General features: G+C 69.2%; 27 protein-coding genes. 18 read left to right on the top strand and 9 right to left on the bottom strand.

Annotated elements, in window-relative coordinates; all coding sequences use genetic code 11:
- Positions 1–110: 110 nt before the first annotated feature.
- Positions 111–1,070, bottom strand: coding sequence for a nitronate monooxygenase family protein (locus AUL33_RS02935; protein WP_062203458.1), 960 nt, complete (start codon positions 1,068–1,070; stop codon positions 111–113).
- Positions 1,071–1,266: 196 nt separating this feature from the next.
- On the opposite strand from AUL33_RS02935, the gene AUL33_RS02930 reads away from it, so the two are divergent.
- The 5 genes from AUL33_RS02930 to AUL33_RS02910 all read left to right on the top strand — a co-directional run bounded on the left by AUL33_RS02930 (position 1,267) and on the right by AUL33_RS02910 (position 6,248).
- Positions 1,267–2,253: a hypothetical protein gene (locus AUL33_RS02930; protein ID WP_062203455.1), complete on the top strand. Its 987-nt coding sequence runs from the start codon at positions 1,267–1,269 to the stop codon at positions 2,251–2,253.
- Between the two features lie 145 nt (positions 2,254–2,398).
- Complete coding sequence (locus tag AUL33_RS02925; RefSeq protein ID WP_062203453.1) at positions 2,399–3,211, top strand: exonuclease domain-containing protein; 813 nt, start codon at positions 2,399–2,401, stop codon at positions 3,209–3,211.
- 78 nt (positions 3,212–3,289) lie between these two features.
- The gene (locus AUL33_RS02920; RefSeq protein ID WP_062203570.1) at positions 3,290–4,951 is read left to right on the top strand and encodes a cisplatin damage response ATP-dependent DNA ligase; all 1,662 of its coding nucleotides are present in this window, start codon (positions 3,290–3,292) and stop codon (positions 4,949–4,951) included.
- 110 nt (positions 4,952–5,061) lie between these two features.
- Entirely contained in the window at positions 5,062–5,331 is a 270-nt protein-coding gene (locus tag AUL33_RS02915) for a DUF6460 domain-containing protein (protein WP_062203451.1), read from the top strand.
- Between the two features lie 71 nt (positions 5,332–5,402).
- Positions 5,403–6,248, top strand: coding sequence for an EamA family transporter (locus AUL33_RS02910; protein ID WP_062203448.1), 846 nt, complete (start codon positions 5,403–5,405; stop codon positions 6,246–6,248).
- Between the two features lie 6 nt (positions 6,249–6,254).
- Here AUL33_RS02910 and AUL33_RS02905 read toward each other — a convergent pair whose 3' ends face one another.
- Entirely contained in the window at positions 6,255–7,154 is a 900-nt protein-coding gene (locus AUL33_RS02905; protein ID WP_062203446.1) for a histone deacetylase, read from the bottom strand.
- A 102-nt stretch (positions 7,155–7,256) separates the two neighbouring features.
- Between AUL33_RS02905 and AUL33_RS02900 the strand changes: the two genes are divergently transcribed.
- Entirely contained in the window at positions 7,257–8,609 is a 1,353-nt protein-coding gene (locus tag AUL33_RS02900; RefSeq protein WP_062203444.1) for an MATE family efflux transporter, read from the top strand.
- A 135-nt stretch (positions 8,610–8,744) separates the two neighbouring features.
- Here AUL33_RS02900 and AUL33_RS02895 read toward each other — a convergent pair whose 3' ends face one another.
- The 4 genes from AUL33_RS02895 to AUL33_RS02880 all read right to left on the bottom strand — a co-directional run bounded on the left by AUL33_RS02895 (position 8,745) and on the right by AUL33_RS02880 (position 12,305).
- The gene (locus AUL33_RS02895) at positions 8,745–9,479 is read right to left on the bottom strand and encodes a bifunctional 2-polyprenyl-6-hydroxyphenol methylase/3-demethylubiquinol 3-O-methyltransferase UbiG (RefSeq protein ID WP_062203442.1); all 735 of its coding nucleotides are present in this window, start codon (positions 9,477–9,479) and stop codon (positions 8,745–8,747) included.
- Positions 9,480–9,808: 329 nt separating this feature from the next.
- Positions 9,809–10,927, bottom strand: a complete 1,119-nt coding sequence (locus tag AUL33_RS02890) for a quinone-dependent dihydroorotate dehydrogenase (protein ID WP_062203441.1) — start codon at positions 10,925–10,927, stop codon at positions 9,809–9,811.
- Positions 10,924–11,277: a DUF952 domain-containing protein gene (locus AUL33_RS02885; RefSeq protein ID WP_062203440.1), complete on the bottom strand. Its 354-nt coding sequence runs from the start codon at positions 11,275–11,277 to the stop codon at positions 10,924–10,926. Before AUL33_RS02885 ends, AUL33_RS02890 begins: the two co-directional genes overlap by 4 nt.
- A 32-nt stretch (positions 11,278–11,309) precedes the next feature.
- The gene (locus AUL33_RS02880; protein ID WP_062203568.1) at positions 11,310–12,305 is read right to left on the bottom strand and encodes an alpha/beta hydrolase; all 996 of its coding nucleotides are present in this window, start codon (positions 12,303–12,305) and stop codon (positions 11,310–11,312) included.
- A gap of 121 nt (positions 12,306–12,426) precedes the next feature.
- On the opposite strand from AUL33_RS02880, the gene AUL33_RS02875 reads away from it, so the two are divergent.
- The 4 genes from AUL33_RS02875 to AUL33_RS02860 all read left to right on the top strand — a co-directional run bounded on the left by AUL33_RS02875 (position 12,427) and on the right by AUL33_RS02860 (position 15,843).
- Positions 12,427–12,867, top strand: a complete 441-nt coding sequence (locus tag AUL33_RS02875) for a secondary thiamine-phosphate synthase enzyme YjbQ (RefSeq protein ID WP_062203439.1) — start codon at positions 12,427–12,429, stop codon at positions 12,865–12,867.
- A gap of 100 nt (positions 12,868–12,967) precedes the next feature.
- The gene (gene mscL, locus AUL33_RS02870; protein ID WP_062203438.1) at positions 12,968–13,423 is read left to right on the top strand and encodes a large conductance mechanosensitive channel protein MscL; all 456 of its coding nucleotides are present in this window, start codon (positions 12,968–12,970) and stop codon (positions 13,421–13,423) included.
- 123 nt (positions 13,424–13,546) lie between these two features.
- Positions 13,547–14,716, top strand: a complete 1,170-nt coding sequence (locus AUL33_RS02865; protein WP_062203566.1) for a pyridoxal phosphate-dependent aminotransferase — start codon at positions 13,547–13,549, stop codon at positions 14,714–14,716.
- A complete protein-coding gene (locus AUL33_RS02860) occupies positions 14,713–15,843 on the top strand; it encodes an AbrB family transcriptional regulator (protein WP_062203437.1) in 1,131 nt (376 codons plus the stop codon). The genes AUL33_RS02865 and AUL33_RS02860 overlap by 4 nt, the downstream gene beginning before the upstream one ends.
- Before the next feature lie 64 nt (positions 15,844–15,907).
- Here the strand turns inward: AUL33_RS02860 and hemA are convergent, their stop codons facing one another.
- The 3 genes from hemA to AUL33_RS02845 form a co-directional block, all read right to left on the bottom strand.
- On the bottom strand, positions 15,908–17,185 hold the full coding sequence (gene hemA / locus AUL33_RS02855) for a 5-aminolevulinate synthase (RefSeq protein WP_062203564.1): 1,278 nt from the start codon (positions 17,183–17,185) through the stop codon (positions 15,908–15,910).
- Between the two features lie 126 nt (positions 17,186–17,311).
- On the bottom strand, positions 17,312–17,491 hold the full coding sequence (locus AUL33_RS02850) for a hypothetical protein (protein ID WP_062203436.1): 180 nt from the start codon (positions 17,489–17,491) through the stop codon (positions 17,312–17,314).
- Positions 17,492–17,524: 33 nt separating this feature from the next.
- Positions 17,525–18,439, bottom strand: a complete 915-nt coding sequence (locus AUL33_RS02845) for an NAD-dependent epimerase/dehydratase family protein (RefSeq protein ID WP_062203434.1) — start codon at positions 18,437–18,439, stop codon at positions 17,525–17,527.
- Positions 18,440–18,508: 69 nt separating this feature from the next.
- Between AUL33_RS02845 and AUL33_RS02840 the strand changes: the two genes are divergently transcribed.
- The 8 genes from AUL33_RS02840 (at position 18,509) to AUL33_RS02805 (ending at position 26,121) form a co-directional block, all read left to right on the top strand.
- A complete protein-coding gene (locus AUL33_RS02840; protein WP_062203432.1) occupies positions 18,509–19,063 on the top strand; it encodes a sugar transferase in 555 nt (184 codons plus the stop codon).
- 4 nt (positions 19,064–19,067) lie between these two features.
- Positions 19,068–19,763, top strand: a complete 696-nt coding sequence (locus AUL33_RS02835) for an endonuclease/exonuclease/phosphatase family protein (protein WP_062203431.1) — start codon at positions 19,068–19,070, stop codon at positions 19,761–19,763.
- A gap of 139 nt (positions 19,764–19,902) precedes the next feature.
- Positions 19,903–20,982: a siderophore-interacting protein gene (locus AUL33_RS02830; protein ID WP_062203430.1), complete on the top strand. Its 1,080-nt coding sequence runs from the start codon at positions 19,903–19,905 to the stop codon at positions 20,980–20,982.
- A gap of 95 nt (positions 20,983–21,077) precedes the next feature.
- On the top strand, positions 21,078–22,058 hold the full coding sequence (locus tag AUL33_RS02825) for an MBL fold metallo-hydrolase (RefSeq protein ID WP_062203429.1): 981 nt from the start codon (positions 21,078–21,080) through the stop codon (positions 22,056–22,058).
- Between the two features lie 200 nt (positions 22,059–22,258).
- Positions 22,259–23,257 (top strand): substrate-binding domain-containing protein, encoded by a 999-nt coding sequence (locus tag AUL33_RS02820; protein WP_244491917.1) that lies wholly within the window; start codon positions 22,259–22,261, stop codon positions 23,255–23,257.
- The gene (locus tag AUL33_RS02815) at positions 23,254–24,240 is read left to right on the top strand and encodes an ABC transporter permease (RefSeq protein WP_062203428.1); all 987 of its coding nucleotides are present in this window, start codon (positions 23,254–23,256) and stop codon (positions 24,238–24,240) included. The genes AUL33_RS02820 and AUL33_RS02815 overlap by 4 nt, the downstream gene beginning before the upstream one ends.
- Positions 24,237–25,001, top strand: coding sequence for an ATP-binding cassette domain-containing protein (locus AUL33_RS02810; protein WP_062203427.1), 765 nt, complete (start codon positions 24,237–24,239; stop codon positions 24,999–25,001). The genes AUL33_RS02815 and AUL33_RS02810 overlap by 4 nt, the downstream gene beginning before the upstream one ends.
- Before the next feature lie 34 nt (positions 25,002–25,035).
- Entirely contained in the window at positions 25,036–26,121 is a 1,086-nt protein-coding gene (locus tag AUL33_RS02805) for a Gfo/Idh/MocA family protein (RefSeq protein WP_062203426.1), read from the top strand.
- Positions 26,122–26,175 lie beyond the last annotated feature (54 nt).

Here is a 26,175-nt window from a genome sequence, read left to right as displayed (position 1 = left end):
GGCGTGCTGATACCCACAAAGTGCGACGGTTTCAAGCCTCGAATGCAAGGAAGTTACGACGAGGCTGGCTTGAGGCAGGTGGTGCGGCGTCGACCCGCATCGGCCGTGGATCAACCAGCGCAGAGGCGGGCGCGGGCGGCGGCGTATTCGGTGGCGAAGCGCTCGACGAGCGCGGCGACGGGCAGGACCGCGTCGACCGCGCCGATGCCCTGGCCCGAGCCCCAGATGTCGCGCCAGGCCTTGGCGGCCGAATCGCCGCCGAAGTTCATCGTCTTTGGGTCGCCGGTCGGCAGGGCGTCGGGGTCGAGCCCGGCAGCCTCGATCGAGGCACGCAGGTAATTGCCGTGAACGCCGGTGAAGAGGCTGGTGTAGACGATGTCGGCGGCATGGCCGGCGACGATGCCCGCCTTGTAGGCCTCGCTGGCGCGGGCCTCTTCGGTGGCGATGAAAGCCGAGCCGATATAGGCGCCATCGGCACCCATCGCCTGTGCGCTCAGGATCGCGTCGCCGCTGGCGATGGCGCCCGACAGGAAGAGCGGCCCGTCGAACCAGCGCCGGATCTCGCCGACGAGCGCGAAGGGCGAGAGCGTGCCGGCATGGCCTCCGGCGCCCGCGGCGACCGCGACCAGCCCATCCGCGCCCTTCTCGATCGCCTTGTGGGCGAAACGGTCGTTGATCACGTCGTGCAGCACGATCCCGCCATAGGAGTGCACGGCGTCGTTGACCTCCGCCACGGCGCCGAGCGAGGTGATGACCAGCGGCACCTGGTGCTTCACGCAAAGCGCCAGATCCGCCTCCAGCCGCGTGTTCGACTTGTGAACGATCTGGTTCACCGCGAAGGGCGCGGCCGGGCGTTCGGGATGGCTGCGATCGTGCGCCGCCAGCGCCTCGCCGATCTCGCTCAGCCAGTCCTCGAGCTGCTCGGCCGGCCGCGCGTTGAGGGCGGGAAACGAGCCGACGATGCCGGCCTTCGCCTGTGCGATCACCAGCGGGGGATGCGAGATGATGAAGAGCGGCGCCGCGATCGCGGGGATGCGCAGCCGGTTGCGCAGGACTTCGGGCAGGGCCATCGGGTCATCCTCGATGATTGACGTAAACGTAAGTCCAGCACAGGCGTAGCCGAGCCCGGCCGGCTTGCCAAGTCGGGCCGACGGGCGGGGCGACGTGCGGGTGATCGCGACGGCTAGCGTGCGCCGCCGCTCGGTCGCGCTATCACCCGATTTGGCGGGCATGAGGGTGGCGTTCGCTGCTTCGAGGAGACCGCCCATGTCCGTCCGTTCCCGCTCGCTGGCCGTTGCCGCCGCGCTCCTGACCGGGGTCGCCGCATTCGCGTTGCAGGCCCGCGCCTCGTCGGATGAGGCCTGGGGCGAGTTTCGCGCCGGCGTCGAGACGGCGTGCCGTGCGGCCGGCGAGGGGGTGCTGGATACCACCGGGATCACCGTCGATCCCTTCGGCTCCGAGCGGTTCGGCATCGCCGTGCTGCAGGGAAGCGAGAAGGGCGGCGCGGCGCGACGCAGCGTCGTCTGCATCTACGACAAGGCGGCCCGCACCGCCGAAATCGGCGGGCTCCTCGATCTGGGTGGTGCGGAGGCGCTACCGCCGGTTCCGCCGATCGCGTCGGAGCCCGGCGATCTCGCCGCCCCTTTCGGCGGTCGCTGCGCCGAGGAATGCGAGGCGAGCCTTTCGACCCTGTCTGATGGCGACCGCGAGGGCGTGATCGATCTGCCGGCGCGCATCCGGCGTACGCTGGCCGGGCTCGGCGACGTGTCCACCGATGGCGGCACGAAGGCGGCGCTCGGCGTCGCGCGCCTCCTGGCCGACGATCCCGGCGCCGAGGGCGCGCCGCTTGCCGCCCCGATCGCAGCGCAGCCGGGCGAGACCGAATGCACCCTGCGCTGGTTCGGCTTCCTGGAGGAGGGGGCGAAGACGGTCGGCTCGCACCGTTGCCGGATTGCGAAGGCGGCGGACGGAACGGTGAGCCTCGAGAAGCTGACGGGCGAGCGCCTGCTCGTGCATCTCGTGCCGCTGACCGACCACCTCTCGCTGGCGGTCGGCCGCTCCTTCCTCGACGGCCAGCCCGAGCGCGACTACGACCTCCAGCAGCCGCTGAATGCCGGCAACGCCAACTTCGGCAATCTGGTGGGCTTGGCGACGCTGTCCGGCGGGCAGATCCACCTGATCGGCGGCGCCGAACTCGGCATGAGCCCGGCCGACCGCGACTTCTTCTCGGTGCTGACCCTCGCCGGTTCCTGAGAAGAGCAAAATTCGCTCGCGGCGGGCTGCGATCGATCGCGCCTCCGCTCAGATGCGCGCGGCATTGCGATGCAGCTTCCCGCGCCCCCGCGTCGCGCGGTCGCGTCTCTTGCATCGCGGCGCGGATCGGCCGATCTAGAACGAGATGACCGAGCTTTTTCCAGCCGCGCCTGCCGCCCCGACCCTGTTTCCCGTGGTTCCCGAAACGCTCGTTCGCGTCATCGACACGGAGACCGCGGGCCACAGGCTGGAGGACGACGCCGTCATCGAGATCGGATCGGTCGATCTCGATCTGGCGACGGGCCGCATCTTCAATCCGATGCAGACGCTGGCAAGCCCGGCCGGCATCGAGATCAACCCGCATGCGCGCCGGGTCCACAAGATCACCGACGAGATGCTGGAGGGCGCCCCGCCCTTCGCCGAGGCCGTCCAGCCCTTCGCCACGGCCCATGTCTTCGCCGCCCAGCGCGCCAGCTTCGACCGCTCGCGCCTGCGCCTGCCCGGCACGTGGCTCTGCACCTACAAGCTGGCGCTCAGGGCCTTTCCCGAAGTGAAGGCGCACGGGCTGCAGTCCCTGGTGAAATACGTGCCGCTCGACCTCAGCGAGGTCGAGCCGGATCTGGCGGGCCTCCATCCGCACCGGGCGCTGTTCGATGCGCTCTGCACCGCGGTTCTCCTGCGCCGGACGGCGGCGGAGCTGATGCCGCGCTGCGCCGACATCGCCGACTTCATGGCACGGGCGACGCGTGTCTCGAACGAACCGGCGCTGCTGGCGCGCCTGCGCTTCGGGCGGCACAAGGGCGTCGTGATGCGCGACGTGCCGACGGACTATCTCGAGTGGCTGATCCGCGAGCCCGAGATGGACGCTGATGCCGTCTACACCGCGCGCCATCACCTCAACCTTCGCGCCCAGCGCCAGATCGACGCCATCGCACGGCCGATGCCCGTCATCGCCTGACGGCTGGCGGCGCGGCGGCGCCGGCCTATCTCCAAAGGTCTCCGCCATCCCTGGCGGACCACCGGGATGGCAGACCTCTTGCAGCGCTTCGCCGAACTCCTCGACCGTCTCGTGCTGACGCCCTCGCGCAACGGCAAGCTGAAGCTAATGGCGGACTATTTCCGCGCCGTGCCCGATCCTGAGCGCGGCTACGCGCTGGCGGCGATCACCGGCGAACTCGACATCCGCTCGGTGAAGCCCGCGATGCTCCGGGCGCTGATGGTTGAGCGCATGGACGAGGTGCTGTTCGGCTATTCCTACGACTATGTCGGCGATCTCGCCGAGACGATCGCGCTCGTCTGGCCCTCGCCCCACGACGGCGAGATGCACGGGCGCAACGACATTCCGACGCTCGCCGAGGTCGTCGCCACGCTCGATGCCGCGACGCGGGCCGAGGGGCCGAAGCTCATCGAGGAATGGCTGGACCGGCTGGATTCCTCCGGCCGCTACGCGCTTCTCAAGCTCGTGACGGGATCGCTGCGCATCGGCGTCTCCTCGCGGCTCGCCAAGCAGGCACTCGCCGATTTCGGCGAGACCGACATCACCGGCATCGAGGAGCTCTGGCACGGGCTGACGCCGCCCTACGAGCCGCTCTTCGCCTGGCTGGAGGGGCGGGCGGAGAAGCCGGTCTCGGCGGCGGCCTCGCCCTTCCGGCCGGTGATGCTCTCGCAGCCGCTGGAGGAGCCGGACTACGGGCGCATCACGCCGGAGGACTATGCCGCCGAGTGGAAATGGGACGGCATCCGCGTCCAGGCGACGGTGGAGCGCGGCGTGCGGCGGCTCTACTCGCGCACCGGCGACGATATTTCCGGCGCCTTTCCCGATCTCCTCGACTTCATGACCTTCGAGGGCTCGCTCGACGGCGAACTGCTCGTGGCGCGGCCCGCCACGGCCAAGGGCACGCCGAAGGTCGAGCCGCATGCGGGCCCGCCGCGCGACGACATCGTGGTCGGCACGTTCTCCGACCTGCAGCAGCGGCTGAACCGCAAGAGCGTGTCGGCGGCGGTGATGAAGAAGCATCCGGTTTTTATGCGCACCTACGATCTCCTGCAGGACGGCCCGGAGGACCTGCGCACGCTACCCTTCGCGGAGCGCCGGTTGCGGCTGGACCGCTTCGTCGCTTCGCTGGAGCCGACGCGCTTCGACATCTCGCCCTTCGTCGGGTTCGCCGGCTTCGACGAGCTCGCCGCCTTCCGGCGCGAGCCGCCCCACCCGGTGATCGAGGGGGTGATGCTCAAGCGCTGGGACTCGGCCTATGTGCCGGGGCGCCCGAAAGGGCCGTGGTTCAAGTGGAAGCAGGATCCGCATCTGATCGACGCCGTGCTGATGTATGCCCAGCGCGGCCACGGAAAGCGGTCGAGCTTCTATTCCGACTACACGTTCGGCGTCTGGACCGGGCCGGAGGACCATCCCGAGCTGGTGCCGGTGGGCAAGGCCTATTTCGGCTTCACCGACGAGGAGCTGAAGCAGCTCGACAAGTACATTCGCGACAATACGATCGACCGGTTCGGCCCGGTCCGCTCGGTGCGGGCCGAGCCCGACCACGGGCTGGTGATCGAGGTCGCCTTCGAAGGGCTGGCCCGCTCGACGCGCCACAAATCCGGCGTCGCCATGCGCTTTCCCCGCGTCTCGCGCCTGCGCTGGGACAAGCCCGCCGCCGAGGCCGACCGGCTGGAGACCTTGCAGGCCATGCTGGCCTGACACCGGCTCCCGAGGGCTGGCCCGAGGCTGGCGCGGCATCCGTCGCGCCCTTGTGCCGGCCTCGATGCCCGCCTACCTCATCGTCCAGTGGAAGTTGAACGAGGTCGCGCATGTCCGGTCGGGTCACGAGTTTTCTGGGCGGTTCGCCCCTGTCCGTGATCGTCCGGCTGGCGGTGATCTCCCTCCTCGTCGGCGTGCTCCTCTCGTGGCTCGACATCCGTCCCTACGAGATCGTCGACTGGATCACCGGCCTGTTCGAGTGGGGCTGGTACAGCGTCTTCGGCTCGCTCAACCGGGCGGTGGACTACTTCCTGCTCGGCGCGGTGATCGTGGTGCCGATCTTCCTTCTGTCGCGGCTGATGAAGTCCTCGCGCGGCTGACCATGACGGTTGTGTGACGGCCGCCCGAGGCGCAAGACTGATGGGTCTGATGCGCTTCGGGAAGGCCCTTCATGCCGCTACAGGTCTTCGCCGCCGTGATCTTCGCGGCGCTTCTTCATGCCGTCTGGAACGCGCTTCTCAAGACCGAGACCGACAAGCACGCCGGCGCGGTGGCCGTCGCGATCGGCGGCGTGCCGCTGGCGCTCGCCTGTCTGCTCTATGCCGGTCTGCCGGCGCGGGCGTCCTGGCCGCTCGTGGCGAGTTCCGCCGTCATCCACGTCTTCTATTACCTCTGCCTCCTCAACGCCTATCGCGCCGCGGACTTCACGCAGGTCTATCCGATCGCGCGCGGTGCCGCGCCGGTGCTGACGGCGGTGTTCGGCACCGTGATCCTCGGCGAGGTGCTGTCGCCGGTGCAGTCGGCGGCGGTGCTGACGATCGCCTGCGGCGTCATGAGCCTCGTCTTCGCCGGGCGCGGAGCCAAGGCGATGACGCGGGCGGGACTCGGCTGGGCCTTTGCCACGAGCGCCGTGATCGCGACCTACTCCCTCAACGACGGAGCCGGTGCGCGGCTGGCGGGCAACAGCTTCGCCTTCTACGGCGCCTCGGCGACGCTCAACTGCGTGCTGCTCTGCCTCGTGATGCGCTTTCTGAAGCCCGGTTCGATCGGGCGGTCCCTGACGCTCGGACGCCGGGCGCTCCTCGTCGGCGGTCCCGTTTCCTTCGTTGCCTATGCGCTCGTCACCTGGGCGTTCAGCCAGGCGCCGATCGCCGCCGTCTCGGCGCTGCGCGAGGTCTCCATCGTCTTCGCCGTGCTCATCGGGACGCTCGTCCTGAAGGAGCGAATGAACTGGCGCCGGATCGTCTCGACCCTCGTGACGCTCGGCGGCGTCGTGCTCCTGCGCGCCGCGCGCTGAGCCCCATCAGACGAACTCCGCCGCCGTGCGATGCAAAATCGAGTGGCGCCTGGCTAGCGCCTCGATGTCGCGCGAGTAGCCGCCGCCGATGACGCCCGCCACCGGAATGCCGCGTTCGCGAAAGAAGCCGATGACGCGCCGGTCGCGCTCGGCAAGCCCCGCGTCGCTCATCGACAGGCGGCCGAGGCGGTCGTCTGCATGCGGGTCGACGCCGGCATTGTAGAAGACGATGTCGGGCTTGGCCTCGCGCAGCGCCCGCTCCAGAAGCGGGGGCAGGATCGCGAGATAGGCGGCGTCGACGGTGCGGTCGGGCAGGGGCACGTCGAGATCGGACCGCGCCTTCTGGGTGGGATAGTTGTTCTCGCCGTGGATCGACAATGTGAAGACGAGTGGATCATCGGCGAAGATATTGGCCGTGCCGTCGCCCTGGTGCACGTCGCAGTCGAAGACCAGCACCCGCCCGACATCGCCATCCGCCAGAAGCACGCTGGCCGCCACCGCCACGTCGTTGAACACCGAGAACCCGGCGCCTCCGTCGCGCGCGGCATGGTGGCTGCCGCCGGCCGTGTTACAGGCGAGGCCCCCATCGAGCGCCAGCCGGGCCGCGAGCAGCGTGCCGCCGGTGGCGCAGCGCGAACGCAGGGCGACGCGCTCGTCCACCTTGAAGCCGATCGCCTTCTCGGTCGCGGCATCGACCCGCTGCGTCATGACCGCTTCGACATACCGAGGGTCGTGCGCCAGTTCGAGCCAAGAGGCGAGGGCGGGCGCCGGCACGTGCCAGCCGTCCGGCACCAGCCCATCCGCAACGAGCATCTCGGCAAGGCGGGTGAACTTCGACATCGGAAAGCGATGCGCGGCGTCGAACTGCGCGTCGAAGGCGGGGTGATGGATGAGGGGAAGCACCATGTCCCGCTCGATCTAGGGCGGCCCGCGCCGGCTGGGAACGGCGCTTGATCGCGCCCATCGGCGGTGCCAGAACGAAGAGGGAACGGCGCGGGGCGATTCGACATGGCGGACGGAACGGCGGAACGGATCGCACGACCCTTCGACGTCACGCATCGCGAGATCTGGCGCATCGCGCTGCCGATGACGCTGGCCTTCCTGACGACGCCGCTTCTCGGCATCACCGACACCGCCGTGGTCGGGCGGATGGGCGAGGCGGCGGCGCTTGGCGGGCTGGTGGTCGGCGCCATCGTCTTCGACGTCGCCTTCTCGACCTTCAACTTCCTGCGCGCGGGCACCACGGGGCTCACCGCGCAGGCGCTCGGCGAGGGTAACGAGCGGGAGATCGTCGCGGTCTTCTGGCGCGCGATGGCGCTGGCGGTGGCGATCGGGCTGGCGCTCATCCTGGCGACGCCGCTCGTCACCGGCCTCGGCCTGGCCGCCATCGGCCCCGAGCCGGCCGTGGCCGATGCCGCGCGCCTCTATATCGGGGTCCGGCTCCTCGCCTCGCCCTTCGCGCTCGTCAACTATGTCGTCCTCGGTCACCTCCTCGGTCTTGGCCGATCCGGGCGCGGCCTCGCCCTTCAGGTGTGGATCAACGCCGGCAACATCGCCTTCGCCATCCTCTTCGGCCTCGAATGGGGATGGGGCGTTCGGGGCGTCGCGCTCGGCGCCGTCGCGGGAGAGGCGATCGGCGCGGCGATAGGGCTGGCGCTCGTGGCGCGTGACTTCCGCCGCCGGCCAAGCCCGACGCGGGCCGAAATCCTGCGCCGCGAGGGGTTCCGACGGATGCTGGCGCTGAACGGCGACATCATGATCCGCTCGTTCTGCCTCGTCGGCACCTACGCCCTGTTCACACGCTTCGGCGCCGGGCTCGGGTCGACGACGCTGGCGGTGAACGGCATCCTCCTCAACCTGATGATGGCGGGATCCTACTTCCTCGACGGTCTCGCCACCGCCTCGGAGCAGCTCGTCGGGCGTGCCGTCGGCGCCTTCTGGCGGCCGGCCTTCGATCGCGCGGTCAAGCTCTCGATCGGCTGGGGCGTCGCCTTCGCCGCCGCCGTGGCCGCGGCGCTGCTGGCGGGCGGTCCGGCCTTCGTCGCATTCCTCACCACCGACGAGGCGATCCGGCAGGCCGCCGCGCCCTTCGTCGCGTGGTCTGCGGTCGCCACGCTCGCGGGCGCGCTCGCCTTCGTCATGGACGGCGTCTTCATCGGCGCCACGTGGTCGCGCACCATGCGCGACATGATGCTCGCCTCGGTCGCCGTGTTCGTCGCAGCCGCCTTCGCGCTCGTGCCGCTCTACGGCAACCACGGCCTCTGGGCGGCGCTGACCCTCTTCCTCGGCGCGCGCGGCATCTTTCTCCTGGCCATGACCCCGAAACGCCGCGACCGTGAGTTTTCGGCTCCGCGGGTCTGAGGGCGAAACGTGTCTACGTGGAAGCCCGTTGGTGGCGGTAACCGCTTCGTCACGGTCTGCGCCCTCGGCCATTGGCGAAATGAGATCAGCCGCGCTGAGGAAGCTCGGTGTGTCCCGATCTCGCTCGCGAGAGCGTTACGAGCGTCGGATGGCGATCAGCGATTTCGTCAGGCCGAAGAAGGTCTCGCGGTGGATCTCGGCATCCGGAAACAGCTGCCTCATCTCGGTTTCGGTCAGAAGCGACCAATCCGGACGGTCGTCCTTGCGCGGCCAGAAGCGATTGAAGACCTTGATGATCCGCCATTGCAGGTGCGTGGGAAGGAATCCGAGCAACGGGATCCAGGAATGGACCTCGACGGGAAAGAACCGAAACGGGGTCTGGACGAAGTAGCTCTTCGAGGACCGGCGGATTTCGTCGGCGAAGCGTTGCTGATACGCGAAGGCCTGGGTGCGAAACCGCGCGCCGTCGCGTTTGAACAGCGCGACGGCATCGGCCTTCGGGCCGGTGACATGCTCGATGACCGACGAACAGAAGATGATGTCGAACTCGCCGTCGGAGAGGGGCAGCGTTTCCGTGCCATCGAGCGGCACGGTCCGATACCCGAAATGGCGCTCGGCAAAATCGAGGGCGGACGTGTCGTAATCGCCGATCCAGACATTGCGGATGGCCGCGTAGTGCTTGGCGAAATGCCGGCCCTTGCCACCCCCGAGATCGAGGACGCGCGTGTCTTCGGTGGTTGCGAAGATCGAGAAGAATAGCTCGGCACGTCGCCGGCGCGACCGGAATGCGATGGCGCCTTTCAGCCGCGCCAGCGCGCCGACCTCGCGCGTTCGAAAGCGGGCTTCATCGACCAGAGCTTCCACCGACATGCCAGCCTCCCAACCGCGTTCGATCGAAAGGTTAACTATCCTTAAGATTGATGCAATCGAAAGTTATGCACCACACGTCGAAGGTTTGAGTTGACGCCTCTACGCTCTTCGGCCCGCCGCCTTCCGCATGACAGGTCTGACCGCTTCGAAACGCCGACGTGCGGGCCCCAAACGACGAGGCGCCGCAATTCGCTTGATCCTGGCGGACACGTATTGCCGCATTAGCGTGTGTTGCCCACCCGGCGCCTCACCGCCGAGGCAGCGACGCGCCCGCCTCGGCCTTCCGGTTCGCCGGCACCGTCCCATCGCTCGCGGTGCCCGGTTTGCCGTCAGGCGCGAACGAGTTCCCACCCGAGCGGGGGCTCTCGCTCGAGGATCTCGTCCACCTTCGTGTCGCGGATCTGGCGGATCGTGTCAGCGCCGGTCTTGTCGAGATAGCGCATCATGCCGGTGAGAATGCGGATCGGCAGTTCGGGGCCGGCATAGACGAGCGCGGTGTAGAGTTGCACGAGGTCGGCGCCCGCTTCCATCTTGCCGAGGGCGGTGCGGGCGCTCTCGACGCCGCCGACGCCAATGATCGGAAAGTCCGGCCCAAGCGCACGCCGGAAGGCGGCGAGTGCGTAGGAGGAACGCGTGAAGAGCGGCCGGCCGGAGAGGCCGCCCTGCTCGTCGGAATGGCGACGGCCCTCGACGCCGTGGCGCGACAGGGTCGTGTTCGAGACGATGAGCCCGTCGACCGCGCGCCGCTTGGCGGTCTCGGAGATGGCGGCGATGTCGTCGAGCGTCAGGTCCGGCGCGACTTTGAGGAAGAGCGGCTTGCGATCCGTGGCCGCGATCGCCGCCGCGCCGTCGCGGGCCGCCACCGCGTGCTTCAGGAGATCGTCGAGATCCGAACCCTTCTGGAGGTTGCGCAGGCCCGGCGTGTTCGGCGAGGAGATGTTGATCGTCAGGTAGCTCGACAGCGCTTCGAAGCGATGAATGCCGGTGACGTAGTCGTCGACGCGGTCGCTCGCGTCCTTGTTGGCGCCGATGTTCACGCCGACGATGCCGGCCTTGCGCGCTCGCTTCTCCAGCCGTTCGGCGACCTCGGCATGGCCCTCGTTGTTGAAGCCGAGACGGTTCACCACCGCGAAGGATTCCGGCAGGCGGAAGACGCGCGGCCGCGCATTGCCCTCCTGCGGCAGCGGCGTCACCGTGCCGACCTCGACGAAGCCGAAGCCGAGGCGCAGCGCGGCGTCGGGCACCTCGCCGTTCTTGTCGTAGCCGGCGGCGAGACCGAGCGGGTTGGGAAAGGAGAGGCCGGCGACGTTCACCCGCAGCCGGGCGTCGACCGGAATGTCGCGGCGCCCGACGAGGCCGCGCTTCAGCGCCTCCACCGACAGGCGATGGGCCTTTTCGGCGTCGATCTGGAAGAGGAGCGGACGGGCGAAACGGTAGAGACGGCTCACTGGACGCTCGCGGGGAAGAGGTGGACGCCGTCCGCTCCGATCGGAACGTCTTCGGCATAAAGCACCGCGTCGAGCGGCAGCGGGCCGTAGAGATGGGGGAAGAGATCGCCGCCGCGCGAGGGCTCCCAGCGCAGGGCATCGCCTAGGATCGCTGGATCCACCGCCACCATGAGCAGCGCCGTCTCGCCGGCGAAATGGCGCCGCGCGGTCTCGCGCACCTGCGCGCCCGTTGAGAAATGGATGTAGCCGTCGGCGAGATCCACCGGCGCGCCCTCGAAGCGGCCGGCCTGCTCGGCCTCCAGCCACGCGGAACGGGGGGTCAGCTTGTAGATGGGTGCGTGCGAACTCATGTCCTTCCGCGTGCCAGAGCGGTTCTCAAAAATCAATCGCTGCGTGGGTTTCGAGACGATCCGCCGCCATCGCGTCCTGCCGCCAGCGCCTCGCTCAGGAACGCGTGCATCTCGGCGAGCGACGCATCGGCTGCGCGTGAGGCGAAGGCCTGGAAGACATGGGCGCCGTCCGGCCAGACCGAGAGGCGCGCCGAATTGCCGGCTGCCTGCCAGCGCGCCGCCATGAACAGGGTGTCGTCGAGGAGGAGGTCGCGGGTGCCGACGGTGAGCAGCGCCGGCGGCAGGCCGGCGAGATCGGCGTGGAGCGGCGAGACGTCGGCCGAGGCGGGATCGAGATCGGCCGGCACGAAGCGGTGCACGAACTCCGCGACGTCGGCGGTGTTGAGGATCAGGCGCTCCGGGCCGAAGCGGCGCACGCTGGGCGTCAACGCGAGGTCGAAGCAGCCGGCGACGAGATTGGCGGCTTGGAACGGCCGCAGCCCGTGCCGGTCGCGAAGCCGCAACAGCGTCAGCGCTGCCAGATGCGCCCCCGCCGACTCTCCGCCGATGGCCAGCCAGCCGGTCGGCAGGTCGGCGATCCCGCCGCTCGTCAAGGCCAGCGCCGCGTCCTCGCAGTCGTCGGGGCCGGCGGGGAAGGGGTGCTCCGGCGCCAGTCGGTAGTCGACCGACACGACGGCCAGCCCCGTGTCCTCGGCGAGACGGCGCAGGCGCCCGTCGTTTTCGACGGCCTCGCCGAACACCCATCCGCCGCCATGGAAATGCAGGTAAGTGCCGGCGGCGTCGCCTAGGCTCGGGCGCAGGATGCGCACCGGGATGGCGTTTCCGCCGCGTCCGGCGAGGACCACGGTCTGCGCTGCGGGATCAGACACGGGCGCCGGAAACACGCCGCGCCCTTCGCGCCGCGCCGCGCGAACGACCTCGACCGGAAAGTCCCACGGGCTCGGCCGCGCCGCCTGGAAGGCCGCGATCTCGCGGTTCTGCGCTTCGAGTTCGCTGTCGTGCCGCCGAAACGTCTCGTCATCGGGCATCGTCGGATCCATCTTCGTCGCGATAAGCCGATCGCGGTCGCTGCCGCGCCGGCTCCCTGTCTAGACGAGGCCGCGGCGCCCGCGAAGCGGAACCCGTGGTTCTCATGCAAAGGAAATCCGGATGCGCCAGACGCCGACCCATCAGTTCATCGAGACGCTGGCCGTGGACACGCGCGGTCGCGAGATGCGCGACATCACTGGCGAGATCGCGCGGACGTTGAAACGGCAGGGTGCGGCCGACGGCTTGACGACGATCTTCATCCGCCACACCTCGGCATCCCTGACGATCCAGGAAAACGCCGACCCCGACGTGCAGGCCGACCTCCTCGACGCCCTCGACCGGCTGGCCCCGGCGGACGCGCCTTACATCCACGTGATCGAGGGTCCCGACGACATGCCCGCGCATGTGAAGACGGCGCTGACCGACACCAGCCTTTCCGTGCCCGTTCAGTCTGGACGGATGATGCTCGGTATGTGGCAGGGGATCTACGTCGTCGAGCATCGCTCGCGCCGTCACCGGCGTGAAATCGTCGTGCATTACCTGGGGACGGCGATCGAGTGACGCACCGCGGCCGCGCCTTCAGGTTGCGAAGGCGGCGTCGGGCCGGCATGCTCGATTTCACGGCGTCGTCACGCCGCCGTCAACCCTGGAGAACGAGACCATGCTCAAGGAATTCCGGGAATTCGCCCTCAAGGGCAACATGGTCGATCTGGCGATCGGCATCATCATCGGCGCGGCCTTCTCGGGCCTCGTCAACTCGGTCGTGGCGGATCTCATCATGCCGATCGTCGGGCTGATCACCGGCGGCGTCGACTTCACCAACAAGTTCATCGGGCTCGGCGGCAACGTCACCGCCGCCAGCCTCGCACAGGCGCGCGAGCAGGGGCCGGTGCTGGCCTACGGCAACTTTCTCACGCTGCTGATCAACTTCCTCATCGTCGCGCTCGTGCTGTTCCTGGTGGTGAAGGGCATGAACCGTCTGAAGCGCAAGGAAGAGGCCAAGCCGGCCGAAGCCAAGGAAGTCCCGCGCGAGGAGAAGCTGCTCGAGGAGATCCGCGATCTCCTGGCCAAGGGCAGCAGTGCGCGTCCCGGTCAGGTCCCCGGCGCAGGGCTCTAGCCCCCGCCCTTTCTCGCCCGAAAATGCCGTGGCGGGGTTGACGCCACGGTTTGAAAGATCGAGTCCGGCGGGATCGCCCGCATGATCGTCAGCGGTGCGAACGATCATGTGGATTCGCCGGGCATGAGCCATCTCCATCGTCTTCGCCAGAGCGCCCTCGCAGCGCCCGAAAGCGGCATCGTTGCCGTCATCAACCACGCGCGCGGTCGCGAGGGACTGATCCCGCTCTGGGCCGGCGAAGGCGATCTGCCGACCCCCTCCTTCATCGCGGATGCGGCGGCGGCGGGCCTCAAGGCGGGCGAAACCTTCTACACCTGGCAGCGCGGCATCCCCGAGCTGCGCGAGGCCTTGGCAGGATACACCATCAAGCTTTACGGCCGCGAGACGGCGGCCGAGCGGATCTTCGTCACCGGCTCGGGCATGCACGCGATCCAGACCGTGGTCTCGGCGCTGGTGGGTGAGGGCGACGAGATCCTCTTCGTCGCGCCGCTCTGGCCGAACTTCGCGGCGGCCGCGGGGCTGACGGGCGCCCGGCCTGTGGAGGTCGCGCTCGACTTCGGCGACGACGGCTGGAGCCTCGATCTCGGCAAGCTGCGCGCCGCCATCGGCCCGCGCACCAAGGCGATCTTCGTCAACACGCCGAACAACCCGACCGGCTGGACCGCCAGCCCGGAGATGATCGCCGAGATCCTGTCTCTGGCACGCGAGCACGGCATCTTCGTCATCGCCGACGAGATCTACTCCCGCTTCTACTACGGCGGCACGCGCGCGCCCTCGTTCCACGACGCGATGCAGGACGGCGATCCGCTGATCTTCGTCAATTCCTTCTCGAAGAACTGGGCGATGACGGGTTGGCGGATCGGCTGGATCGAGGCACCCGCCACCTTCGGCAACCTCTTCGAGAACCTGATCCAGTATTCCAATTCCGGCGTCGCCGCCTTCATGCAGCGCGGCGCGGTGGCGGCGATCGAGGAGGGCGAGCCCTTCGTTGAGATGCAGATCGAGCGGGCGCACAAGGCGCGCGACATTTTCTGCAACACGCTTCTGGCCACCAACCGCGTACAGATCTCGCGGCCCGAAGGGGCGTTCTACGCCTTCTTCGCCATCGACGGGATCGAGGACGGCTATGCCGCTGCCTTCCGCATCGCCGACGAGGCGGGCGTCGGCCTCGCCCCCGGCAATGCCTTCGGGCCGGACACCGGGCGCTACCTGCGAGCCTGCTTCCATCGCCGGCTCGACGAGGTCGAGGAAGCCGCGCGTCGCATCGCGGACTGGATCGGGCGTCAGGGTTGAGGCCGGGTCTGTCCGCACTCGCGCGGCTCGGCCTGACGCTGGCGCTGGGCACCCTCGGCGGCGGGCTGGCCGCCTGGGCCGAGTTGCCGGTGGCCTGGCTTCTCGGTGCCACGATGGCGGTTGCCGTGGCCAGCCTGTCGGGCGTTCCCGTCCACATTCCCAACCGGGTGCGGGACGCCACCTTCTTCGTCCTCGGCATTCAGGCGGGGTCGGGGGTGACGCCCGAGGTCGTGAACCAGCTGGCGCTTTGGCCGCTCTCCTTTGCGATCCAGATGATCGGCGTGGCGGGCGTCGTGGTGCTGACCAACCTCTTCCTGCGGCGCGTCTTCGGCTGGGACCGCGAGACCGCGCTCTTCGCCTCGCTCCCGGGCGCCATGTCCTTCGTGCTGGCCGCCGCGAGCGAGACGCGCGCCGACATGACCCGCATCATCGTCGTCCAGTCGACGCGCCTCCTGCTGCTCATCGGCGCGCTGACGCCGCTGCTCGGCTGGCTGGAAGGCGGGGAGGCCGTCTCCACCGGGCTTCGCGGCGGCGTTATCGGATCGCCCTGGCAGTATGCGGCGCTGGTCGGCCTCTGCCTCGTCTTCGCGTTCGTCGGCGTGCGCTCGCGCGTGCCGGGCGGATTGATCCTCGGCGCGCTGCTCGGCAGCGCCCTGATGCACGGAACCGCGATCGCGCCGGTCGCCGTGCCGCAAGGCATCGCGATCCCCGCGCTCGTCGTCCTCGGCTGCACCATCGGCGGCCGGCTGCGGCGCGAGGATCGGCGGGCGATGTTCGAGCTGTTGCCGGCCTCGCTCGGCGCCTTTGCGATCGGCATTGTCGTGTCCGGACTGGCCGGTCTCGCGGCACTGGCGCTGCTCGGCATCGGCTTCGGCAAGATCGCGCTGGCCTACGCGCCGGGCGCTCTGGAGGCGCTGACGGTGCTCGCCTTCCAGTTCGACCTCGACCCGGCTTATGTCGCGGCCCATCACGTCGTGCGCTTCGTCTGCCTCGCCCTGCTCGTGCCCGTTCTGGCGCGGCGGCTGCCGCGCACGGTCAGCGGCCCCAGCATCGTGGCGCGCGAGGCGGCCCCGGCGGAAGCGGCCCGCGATACGGCCTCTGGCGACGACGAAGCCGATCGACCCTGAACGCGAAACGGCCGGGTCATGCACCCGGCCGTTCGGTCGTCGATATCAGGCGATTGGAAGAGCCTCAGCCGCCTGCCTTCGCCATGACGAGCGCGGGCGCGTGGTCCCGCCTGCCGGCACGGACCGGGCGCTGCGAGGCGAAGGGAATGCCGACCGCCTCCCAGGTCTCGACGAGCGCCGCCTTCAGCGTGTCGATCAGCGCGTCGTCGTGCAGCGGCGTCGGCGTCACGCGAAGGCGCTCGGTGCCGCGCGGCACGGTCGGGTAGTTGATCGGCTGGATGTAGATGCCGTGGACTTCGAGAAGCCGGTCGCTGGCCTTCTTGCAGAGATCGGCGTCGCCCACGAGGATCGGCACGATATGCGTGTCCGACGGCATGACCGGCAGGTCGGCGGAGGCGAACTCGCGCTTGGTGCGCGCCGCCTGCCGCTGCTGCCCCGCGCGCTCGATGCCAGAGCGCTTGAGATGGCGGATCGAGGCGGTGGCGGCCGCCGCGAGCGCCGGGGGCAGGGCGGTGGTGAAGATGAAGCCCGGCGCATAGGAGCGCACGGCGTCCACCAGCGCGCGGGAGCCCGCGATATAGCCGCCGAGAACGCCGAAGGCCTTGGCCAGCGTGCCCTCGATCACGTCGAGCCGGTCGGCGACGCCGTCGCGCTCGCTGATGCCGCCGCCGCGTGCGCCGTACATGCCGACCGCATGGACTTCGTCGATGTAGGTCATCGCGTTGTAGCGCTCGGCAAGGTCGCAGATCTCCGCGATGGGCGCCACGTCGCCGTCCATCGAATAGACGCTCTCGAAGACCACGAGCTTGGGGCGCGCCGGATCGGCGGCCTTCAGCAGCTCTTCGAGATGCGCGAGGTCGTTGTGGCGGAAGACCTGCTTGCGGCAGCCGGCCTTGCGCACGCCCTCGATCATCGAGGCGTGGTTCAGCTCGTCCGAGAGGATCAGGCAGTCCGGCAGCAGCTTGGCGATGGTCGAGATCGACGCCTCGTTGGAGACGAAGCCCGAAGTGAAGACGAGCGCGGCTTCCTTGCCGTGGAGATCGGCGAGTTCGGCCTCCAGCTCGACGAGCGGATGGCTGGTGCCGGAAATGTTGCGGGTGCCGCCGGCGCCCGAGCCCATGCCCGTCGCCGTCGCGGTCATCGCGCCGATCACGTCGGGATGCTGGCCCATGCCGAGATAGTCGTTCGAGCACCAGACGGTGATCTCGCGCGCCTGGCCCTCGTGCCGCCAGAGGGCGGTGGGGAAGCGCCCGGCAATCCGCTCGAGATCGGCGAAGACGCGGTAGCGGCGCTCTGCATGCAGGGCTTCGATCGCGGATTCGAAGTGGGAGCGATAGTCGATCATCCGGAACTCCTTCGTGAGAAGGGTTCTAAGGTTCGCCCACCGCAAAGTCCACGGACAGAATGTCCACCCTCAAAGCCAACAGCGCAAGGGCGGCATGCCCTTCGTGCATGGCGCCGGAGCGGGCTAGTCCTCGTCGGACGAGGCCGGTTCCTCGGCGCCGATGGCTCGGGCGCCATCGTCCGCGACCGGCTGAGAGCGGGCACGTGCCTGCGCCTTCCGGCGGCGAAGGTTTTCCTTCAGCGTCTCTTCGAGACGCTTCTGGCGCTGCAGCTTCATCGGGTCGATCGGGGCGTGGTCGCTCATCCCGACCAGTCTACCGGATGGCCGCCGGGCGCTTCAAGCATCCTTCAAGCCTTCCATCGTTTCGCGCAGCCCCGCTTCCACGCTCTGCGGCGGCGTCCAGCCGGTCGCCGTGCGAAAGCGGCGGTCGTCCATCACGAAGGAACCGTAGAGGCGATCGAAGGTCGCCTGCTGGCCGCTGGCGCGCGCCGCCAGCCGCAAGAGCCCGGTCGGCGGCGCGACCAGCCGGGCCGGCCGCCCCTCGACCCGCCGGGCGAAGGCGACGATGTCTCCGACGCTCCACGGCGCGCCGTCGCTGACGAGGAAGGTGCCCTCAGCCTCCGGGGAGGTCGCGGCCACCGTGAGCGCGTCGACGCCATTGCGCAGCGACAGGAAGGAGCGCCGCGCCGCGTGGCCGGCGAATGGCAGCGGCAGCGGGCTGCGGGCGAGCTTCAGCAGCGCCGCGACGCCGCCGCGCCCGCCCGGCCCGTAGACCGGCGGCAGCCGCAGGATGGTCGCACGTGTCGCGGTTCCCGCCAGCGCCTGCGCGAGCCCCGTCTCGCCGGCCAGCTTGGAGGCCGCATAGGCGTTTTGGGGGCGCAGCGGCGCGTTCTCGTCGATGGGCGTCTCGGCGGCCGCATGCACGAGATTGGTGGAGGCGAAGACGAAGCGGCGCACGCCCTCCGCGCTGGCGCGCCGGGCCAGCGCCTTCGTGCCGTTGGCGTTCGCCGCCATCAGCGCCGCGTCGTCGCGCGAGGCCGGATCGCTGCGGGCAGGGTTGAGCGCGCCGAGATGCACCACCGCCTCGATTCCCGCCGGCCATCCCGTCCAGGCATCGATCCCGGCGAGATCGGCCGGAGCGCCGTCGGGGCCGCCGCGTTTCAGGGCCATCGGCTCGTGTCCGAGCGCGGCCAGATGGGTCAGGAGCGCCCGGCCGATGAAGCCGGTCGCGCCGGAAACGAGGATGCGCATGGCGGGAAAGGTCCTTCGGTCGCTCGCCGCGCTTGCCCCGGCGGCGTTCTTGCTGCAATCGCATGGGCCATGAAGCGCGTGTTCGATATCGTGGCAAGCCTTGGCGGTCTTCTCGTCTTCGGCCTGCCCATTCTCATCCTCATCTGGCTCATCCGGCGTGACAGCGAAGGCCCCGGCCTCTTCGTGCAGCAGCGCATGGGCCGCGAGCATCGGATCTTCACCTGCTACAAGCTGCGGACCATGCGCGCCGACACGGTGCTCGCGGCCTCGCACGAGACGCCGCGCTCGGCCGTTACGCCGCTGGGCATGACCCTGCGCAAGTGGAAGCTCGACGAGCTGCCGCAGCTCTGGAACGTGCTGCGCGGCGAGATGAGCTTCGTCGGCCCGCGCCCCTGCCTGCCGATGCAGCACGAGCTGATTGCCGAGCGCGAGGCGAAGGGCATCTTCGCGCAGACGCCGGGCATCACCGGTCTGGCACAGGTCCAGCATATCGACATGTCCGATCCCCGCCGGCTCGTCGCGGTCGAGGCGCAATACCTCGCCAACCATTCCTTCGTCGGCGATCTTCTCCTCATCCTGCGCACCGTGACAGGCGGCGGCGTCGGCGATCGCGTCGCGCACTGAGGCGATGACGAACCCGGCGACGCTCACCTTCGCCAGCTGGAACATCCACGGCTTCAAGGGCGAGGGGCGTCGGCCCGATCCCGAACGCACCCTCCGGATCTTGCGCGCGATCGACGCCGACGTGGTCGCTCTCCAGGAGGTGGACGGGCGCGCCCATCTGGGCCGCCTGCCGCAGGCGTTCGAACGGCTGGCCGAAGGGCTGCCGGGCCATCGTGTCGAGGCGAGGCTCTTCGGCGCTGCGGGCCGCGAATACGGGCATCTCCTCTGGTCGCGCTGGCCGATCCTCGCCGCCACCATCCACGCCCTGCCGGGACCGGGCTTCGAACCGCGCGCCGCCATCGAAGGCGTGGTCGAAACGCCGCTCGGGCGGGTGCGGGTTCTCGCCGCGCATTTCGGGTTGAGGCCGCAGGCCCGCCGCGCGCAGGCCGCGTTCCTCGCCGGTCTCGCGGTGCCCGGCGAGGCGACGGTCGCGCTCGGCGATTTCAACGAATGGCGCGGCGAGGGCGGCGTCCACCGCCGTCTCTCGGCCGTCTTGCCGCTTACCGTGCGACGACCCTCGTGGCCGGCGCGACGCCCACTCGTGGCGCTCGATCGGCTCTACGCGAGCAGCGATCTGCGCCTCGTCGATGCCGAGGTCGTGGCCGAGGGCGCGCCAGCATCGGACCACAGGCCGCTGAAGGTGACGCTGCGAATGCGGTGACGGGTCGGGCGTCGATCGCCAGCAAATCTTGACCAAACTCGTCATGATTGTTTACGGATGCCGCGACGAATGTCGGTGGGGACCGTATGCGCATGGAACGAGCGAGGGCGAGCGAGACACGGCAGTTGGCGACGCCTGCATGAGCCGGCTCGTGGCCCATCTCGCCGTTCCGCTGGACGATCCCGCAGCCTTCCTGCGGGATCTCAAAGTCCATCTGCCCGACGATATGCCGGCCGATGCCGCCGTCGATGCCGAGACGGTGTTCGACCTCTATGGCACGCGCACCCGGCTGCGCTTCGAGGCGCAGATGCTCCGCATCGCCGTCGAGGGCGAGGAGGCCGGGGCCCATGGCATCGCCCGGGGTGCTGCCGCCTATTACGTCCAAGCCGTGCTCGGCGCGCGCTGCCCGCTTCTGCGCTGGACGGGCGATGGAGCGGATGTGCGGGACCTCGCGCATTTCCGCGAGATGCGCGTCGTCTCGGCCCATCGTTTGACGCCCCGCATGCAGCGCGTGCGGCTGGCCGGGCTCGATCTGGCCCGCTTCGCCACGGGCGGGCTGCATGTGCGTCTCGCCATTCCGCCGGAGGGCCGCATTCCCGTCTGGCCGCATGCCGGTCCGGCGGCGATGCCGGTCTGGCCGACCGGCGAGGACACGCTGGCGACGCGGGTCTACACGATCCGCCGCATCGACCCCGTGGCCGGCCATCTCGACATCGACGTGGCGCTGCACGATCCGCCGGGCGTCGGCTGCCGCTGGGCCTGCGAGGCGCGGCCGGGCGATCTCGTGGGCATGCTCGGGCCCGGCGGCGGCGACGTCTCGCCGGCCGACTGGACGCTGCTTCTGGGCGACGAAACTGCGCTGCCGGCGATCGCGCGCATCCTTGCGGAAATGCCCGCAACGGCCCGTGGGCATGCCCTCATCGAGGTGGCCGATGCCGGCGAAGAGCAGGATTTGTCGCATCCGCGCGGAATGATCGTCGAATGGCTGCACCGCGGCGAGCGTCCGGCGGGTACGACCACGCTTCTGGCCGAGGCGGCCGAGCGCGTCGCCTGGCCGGAAGAGGGCGAGGTCTTCGTCTGGGCGGCCGCCGAGTTCGAGGCGTTCAAGGCGATCCGGCGTCATTGCCGGAAGGCGGTGGGCCTGAAGAAGAGCCAGCATCTCGTGGTCGCCTACTGGCGCCGGGGTCGCCTCGCCGGCGATGCAGCGGACGACGATTGATCGCCGTCGAGCGATGAGGCGACTGGCCGGGTTCGCCGGAGCCCGCCGCATTCCTATCTGAAGGCCGACCGGTTGCGCCCGGAAGGACCCCCGCAATGAAGAACCCCTATTACGACGGCCCGGCGACGGATCATTTCGACGGTCTGCGCTTCTCAAATTATGGACAGGCGCCCGACAAGTCGTTTCGCTCGATTCTTCGCTGGCGCCTCGCCGGCAACCGCTCACTCTGGCCGGCGTCCCGCGCGGCGCTTCCGACGGATCGCCCGCCCGGGCGCTCGCAGGCGCCGCGTCTCGCCTTCGTCGGCCATGCCTCGATGCTGCTGCAGATGGCGGGGCTGAACCTTCTGTTCGATCCCGTCTGGTCCGAGCGCGTCAGCCCGTTTCGCCGCGTCGGTCCGCGCCGGATCGACGCGCCCGGCATTCGCTTCGAGGACCTGCCGCCGATCGACGCGGTGCTTCTCACCCACAATCACTACGATCACATGGATCTGGGGACACTTGCGCGGCTTCACGAACGCGACGGGCCGCGCATCGTCACGCCGCTCGGCAACGACACGCTCCTGCGCCGCGCCATTCCCGGCGTCGCGGTGGAGACCGGCGACTGGGGCGACACGGTCATCCTCGGGGCCGGTGTCGAAGCGAGCTTCACGCCCGCCAACCACTGGTCGGCCCGGGCGTTGCGCGACCGGCGGATGGCGCTCTGGAGCGGGTTCTTCGTCAGCGGCGCGGGAACCACGATCTACCACAGCGGCGACACCAGCTATGGCGATGGACGGATCTTCCGCGCCCTGCGCGAGCGCCATGGCACTCCCGACATCGCCATCCTGCCGATGGGCGCCTACGAGCCGCGCTGGTTCATGGGAGATCAGCACGTCTCGCCCGCCGACGCCGTGCGCATTCTCGAGGATATTGGTGCGGCGCGGGCTTTCGGTTTTCACTGGGGTACGTTCAACCTCTCCGACGAGGGGCTCGACCAGCCTGTCGCCGACCTCGCCGAGGCCCTGCGCGCGGCCGGTCTGGCGTCCGATCACTTTCATCCGATGCGACCCGGCGAGCATTTCGACCTTTCGACGTAAAGCCAGCGGCTCGCATGCGTGGTGATGCAGAAAAGCGCATGAAATCGCATCGATCGCTTGACGGCCTGCGCATATGGTCGCACCACTAGTCATCTGGACGGCAGAAGACGGGCGAACCCGCAGCCGCCAGCGCGATCAATCGCAGCCAGGGCTCCCAGCGGACGAAGATCCATGCGGGAGGCCATCCGAGGGAGGAACGCATGATGCGCGCAAGCGTAGGGAGCCTGCTGGGTGCGGGCCTGATCGCCCTGACGGCCGCGATGCCGGCCGCAGCACAGGACGCCAAGGGCGTCGCCGCCGTGATCAAGGGGCTCGACAACCCCTTCTTCCAATACATGCAGCGCGGCATCGACGAGACCGCGAAGGCGCTCGTTGTGCCCGTCACCGTGCAGGCGGCACAGAACATGGGCGATCAGAGCGGACAGGCCGACCGGCTCTCCGCGATGGCCCTGCAGGATTACGGCTGCTACCTGCTGAACCCGATCTCGACCACCAATCTCGTGCGGGCGCTCGTGCCGGTGGCGCAGAAGAACAAGCCGATCGTCAACATCGACAGCCAGATCGACGGCGAGCAGGCGAAGGCGGCGGGCTTCGCCGTGTCCACCTATATCGGCACCGACAATGTCGCCGCCGGGCGCCTCGCGGGCGAAGAGATGCTGAAGCTCGTGCCGGCCCGGTCGAAGGTCGCGCTCATCGCCGGCATCGTCGGCGATCTCGGCTCCAACGCCCGCATCCAGGGCTTCAAGGAAGCGACCGACGGCAAGCTCGAAGTGGCGACGCTGGTCAGCGCCGACTGGGACCGCGAAAAGGCCTTCACCGCCGCGACCGACATTCTCCAGGCCCATCCCGATGTCGCCGGCTTCTTCGCCGCCAACGACATCATGGCGCTCGGCGTGCAGCGTGCGGTGGCGGGGGCCGGCAAGACCGAGGTGAAGGTCATCGGGCTCGACGGCATCGTCGACGCGATGAAGTCGGTGGCGGAGGGCGGTATGGCCGCCACCGTCGCGCAGTACCCCTACGTCGTCGGCGCGATGGGCGTCGAGGCCTGCGCCGCCGCCATTGCCGGCAAGACGCTGCCGGCCAAGGTCGACGCGCCGGTGCTCGTGGTCAACAAGGCCAATGCCAAGGCCTCGCTCGACAACTTCCCGCGGCCGGGCGGCGACTATCCCGATCCGTTCCGCGATCTCCTCGCGAAATGAGCGGAACCGTGCCCGCCTCGCTGGCCGGGAAGGAGCGTCGCCCCTCGGGGGCGGCGCGTCTCCTCGATCCCGCCTTCTGGGCCGACTGGGCCTCGGCCGTCGGGCTGATCGCGCTCGTCATCGTCTTCGGCCTCGCCTCGCCGGTCTTCCTGACGCTCGCCAACTTCCAGGCCGTGCTGCTGGCCGCCGCCATCCTCATCGTCATCTCGGTCGGCCAGACCTTCGTGGTCGCCACCGCCGGCATCGACCTGTCGCTCGCTGCGACGATCATGCTGGGCTCAATCGTGCTCGGGCTGCTCGATGCCGCCGGGATGCCGATCTTCTTCTCGTGCCTCGCCGCGCTCGTCGTCACCAGCTTCGTCGGCTTCTGCAACGGAATGCTGATCACCCGCGGCAAGATCCCCGATTTCGTGGTGACGCTGGGCTCGCTCTCGGCGATCACCGGCCTCGGCCTGATCCTTTCGGGCGGCGTGCCGACGACGGTCGGTTCGATCTTTCTTCTGCGCCTCGCCTCGGGCTCGGTCGGGCCGTTCGGCTATCCCGTCCTCGTCGCCTTCGCGGTGGCGGGTCTGGCCCATGTCGCGCTCTATCACACGCGCTTCGGCGTCCATCTTCTCGCCACCGGCGGCCAGCAGGAAGCCGCCCGTTCGCTCGGCATCCGCACCGATGCGGTCCGCGTCGCCGCCTACACGATCTCGGGCGTCTGCGCCGGCATCGCGGCGATCCTGCTCGTCGCCCGCATCGGCTCGGCCGAGCCGACGATCAACACCAACCTGCTTTTGAACTCGGTCGCCGCCGTGGTGCTCGGCGGCGTTTCGCTCTTCGGCGGGCGCGGCAGCATTCTCGGCCCGGTGCTCGGCGCGCTGATGCTCACCTGCCTCGTCAACGGGCTGACGCTGCTCGGCGTCTCTCCCTTCTATCAACCGCTGGCGGTCGGCATAATCGTCGTGCTCGCGGCCCTCGTGATGCGGTATCAGCGATGACGGCGGTTCCCCATGCGATCCCCGGCGACGCCGTCCTCTCCTGCCAAGGGCTCGGCAAGACCTTCGGCGCCGTACGCGCACTCCACGACGTGTCGTTCTTCGCCCGGCCCGGCGAGGTCACGGCACTGATCGGCGACAACGGAGCGGGCAAGTCGACGCTGGTCCGCTGCCTCGTCGGCGTCCACCAGCCCGACGAGGGCGCGATCCGCTTCAATGGGCGCGACAAGCCCTATGCCGACCCCGACGGCGCCCGCAAGGCCGGCATCGAGACGGTGCACCAGAACCTCGCGCTGGTGGACGAACTCACGGTGGCGCAGAACCTCTTCCTCAACCGCGAGATCGTCCGGCGGGTGGGTCCGTTCCGCTTTCTCGACCGGCGCGCCATGCGGCGCGAGGCGGCGCGCATGCTCTCGCATCTGTCGATCAACGTGCCCTCGGTGGACCAGCGCGTGCGCCGGCTGTCGGGCGGCCAGCGGCAGGCGATCTCGATCTGCCGCGCGGTCGGGGCGGGGGCCAAGCTCGTCGTCATGGACGAGCCGACCGCGGCCCTCGGCGTGCAGGAGACGGGCAATGTCGAGACGCTCATCCGCCGGCTGAAGGCCGAGCATGTCAGCGTCGTTCTCGTCAGCCACAATTTCGATCAGGTGCGCCGCCTCGCCGATCAGGTCTGGGTGATGCGGGCCGGTCGCATGGCGGCCAGCGTGCGCGCCGCCGAGGTCAGCGGCAACGATCTCGTGGCGCTCGTCACCGGCACGCGCTGACGCCCATCCTTTCGCATTTCGAGGAGTTCGAACCTTGCCCATCCTGCGCGTCGGCCTCATCGGCCTCGGCGAAGTCGCCCAGTCCATCCACCTGCCGGTGCTGCGCGACCAGCGCGATCTCTGGCGCGTCGCCGGGCTCTTCGACGTCTCCAGGAGCCTTCTCGATCTGGCGGCCGGCGAGAACCCGGGCGCCGTCGCCTTCGCGTCGGCCGAGGCGCTCATCGCCTCGCCGGACATCGACGTCGTCTTCGTGCTCTCGTCGGACGATACCCACCAGCGCTTCGTTAAACTGGCGGTGGAGGCCAAGAAGCACATCCTTTTGGAAAAGCCTGCCTGCCTCACCGTGCGCGAGGTCGACGAGCTTCTGGCGCTGACGCAGGGCTACGAGAAGACGATCTTCGTCGGCTACATGCGCCGCTACGCCACCGCCTACACCGAGGGCCTGAAGGCGCTGCCGGCCTTCGAGGAGATCACCCATGCGCGGATCTACGACCTGATCTCCGAAGGGCGGCATTTCCTGCAGAAGAGCCAGGCCGTCCTGTACCCCACCGACATCGACCCCGACTTGCTGAAGCGTGGGGCCGCCGACCGCGAGGCGCTGATCCGCGAAGTGGTGGGGCAGGATGCGCCGGCCGATCTCGTGCGCGCCTATCGCGGGCTCACGGCCCTGTCGTCGCACCACATCTCGGCGATGCGCGGACTGCTCGGTGATCCCAAAGGGGTCGTCTCCGCCCATCGCACCAATGGCGGCGCCAACACCACGGTCATGTTCGACTACGGCCATTTCGTCTGCAATTACGACGCCGTGGTCGACGATCTCGGCCTCTTCGACGCGATGATCGAGGTGCGCTCCAACACGAAGCGCGTGCGCATCATCTACGACACGCCCTACATTCGCTCGCTGCCGACGCGACTGGAAGTGACGGAGGCGGGACCGGACGGGCCGGTAACGCGCACGCTGGCGCCGATCTACTCGGATGCCTTCTCCAACGAGCTGCGGGTCTTCCATCGCCACATCCAGGACGGCACCACGCCCGCGACGGACCTTGCGGACTCGCGCCGCGACCTCGCCCTCATGGCCGAGGCGATCGCGAAGATGCGCGAAGCCAGGCCCTTCTGAACGAAGGGCGGCTTGTCGCGGGACGCTTTGCATCTTAAGCGGGTGGCCAGCGGC

Origin of the sequence: Aureimonas sp. AU12, from assembly GCF_001463705.1 — a bacterium.
In the GTDB taxonomy this organism is placed as follows: domain Bacteria; phylum Pseudomonadota; class Alphaproteobacteria; order Rhizobiales; family Rhizobiaceae; genus Aureimonas.
This window is presented reverse-complemented; position numbering and strand designations above follow the sequence as displayed.

Coding starts and splice junctions, on each gene's coding strand:
- AUL33_RS02825 (WP_062203429.1), top strand. CDS start 21,078: ATGAAGAACCCCTATTACGACGGCCCGGCGACGGATCATTTCGACGGT.
- AUL33_RS02925 (WP_062203453.1), top strand. CDS start 2,399: ATGACCGAGCTTTTTCCAGCCGCGCCTGCCGCCCCGACCCTGTTTCCC.
- AUL33_RS02840 (WP_062203432.1), top strand. CDS start 18,509: ATGAAGCGCGTGTTCGATATCGTGGCAAGCCTTGGCGGTCTTCTCGTC.
- AUL33_RS02935 (WP_062203458.1), bottom strand. CDS start 1,070: ATGGCCCTGCCCGAAGTCCTGCGCAACCGGCTGCGCATCCCCGCGATC.
- AUL33_RS02905 (WP_062203446.1), bottom strand. CDS start 7,154: ATGGTGCTTCCCCTCATCCATCACCCCGCCTTCGACGCGCAGTTCGAC.
- AUL33_RS02900 (WP_062203444.1), top strand. CDS start 7,257: ATGGCGGACGGAACGGCGGAACGGATCGCACGACCCTTCGACGTCACG.
- AUL33_RS02885 (WP_062203440.1), bottom strand. CDS start 11,277: ATGAGTTCGCACGCACCCATCTACAAGCTGACCCCCCGTTCCGCGTGG.
- AUL33_RS02880 (WP_062203568.1), bottom strand. CDS start 12,305: ATGCCCGATGACGAGACGTTTCGGCGGCACGACAGCGAACTCGAAGCG.
- AUL33_RS02830 (WP_062203430.1), top strand. CDS start 19,903: ATGAGCCGGCTCGTGGCCCATCTCGCCGTTCCGCTGGACGATCCCGCA.
- AUL33_RS02875 (WP_062203439.1), top strand. CDS start 12,427: ATGCGCCAGACGCCGACCCATCAGTTCATCGAGACGCTGGCCGTGGAC.
- AUL33_RS02810 (WP_062203427.1), top strand. CDS start 24,237: ATGACGGCGGTTCCCCATGCGATCCCCGGCGACGCCGTCCTCTCCTGC.
- AUL33_RS02850 (WP_062203436.1), bottom strand. CDS start 17,491: ATGAGCGACCACGCCCCGATCGACCCGATGAAGCTGCAGCGCCAGAAG.
- AUL33_RS02815 (WP_062203428.1), top strand. CDS start 23,254: ATGAGCGGAACCGTGCCCGCCTCGCTGGCCGGGAAGGAGCGTCGCCCC.
- AUL33_RS02865 (WP_062203566.1), top strand. CDS start 13,547: ATGAGCCATCTCCATCGTCTTCGCCAGAGCGCCCTCGCAGCGCCCGAA.
- AUL33_RS02895 (WP_062203442.1), bottom strand. CDS start 9,479: ATGTCGGTGGAAGCTCTGGTCGATGAAGCCCGCTTTCGAACGCGCGAG.
- AUL33_RS02845 (WP_062203434.1), bottom strand. CDS start 18,439: ATGCGCATCCTCGTTTCCGGCGCGACCGGCTTCATCGGCCGGGCGCTC.
- mscL (WP_062203438.1), top strand. CDS start 12,968: ATGCTCAAGGAATTCCGGGAATTCGCCCTCAAGGGCAACATGGTCGAT.
- AUL33_RS02915 (WP_062203451.1), top strand. CDS start 5,062: ATGTCCGGTCGGGTCACGAGTTTTCTGGGCGGTTCGCCCCTGTCCGTG.
- AUL33_RS02820 (WP_244491917.1), top strand. CDS start 22,259: ATGATGCGCGCAAGCGTAGGGAGCCTGCTGGGTGCGGGCCTGATCGCC.
- AUL33_RS02835 (WP_062203431.1), top strand. CDS start 19,068: ATGACGAACCCGGCGACGCTCACCTTCGCCAGCTGGAACATCCACGGC.
- AUL33_RS02930 (WP_062203455.1), top strand. CDS start 1,267: ATGTCCGTCCGTTCCCGCTCGCTGGCCGTTGCCGCCGCGCTCCTGACC.
- AUL33_RS02910 (WP_062203448.1), top strand. CDS start 5,403: ATGCCGCTACAGGTCTTCGCCGCCGTGATCTTCGCGGCGCTTCTTCAT.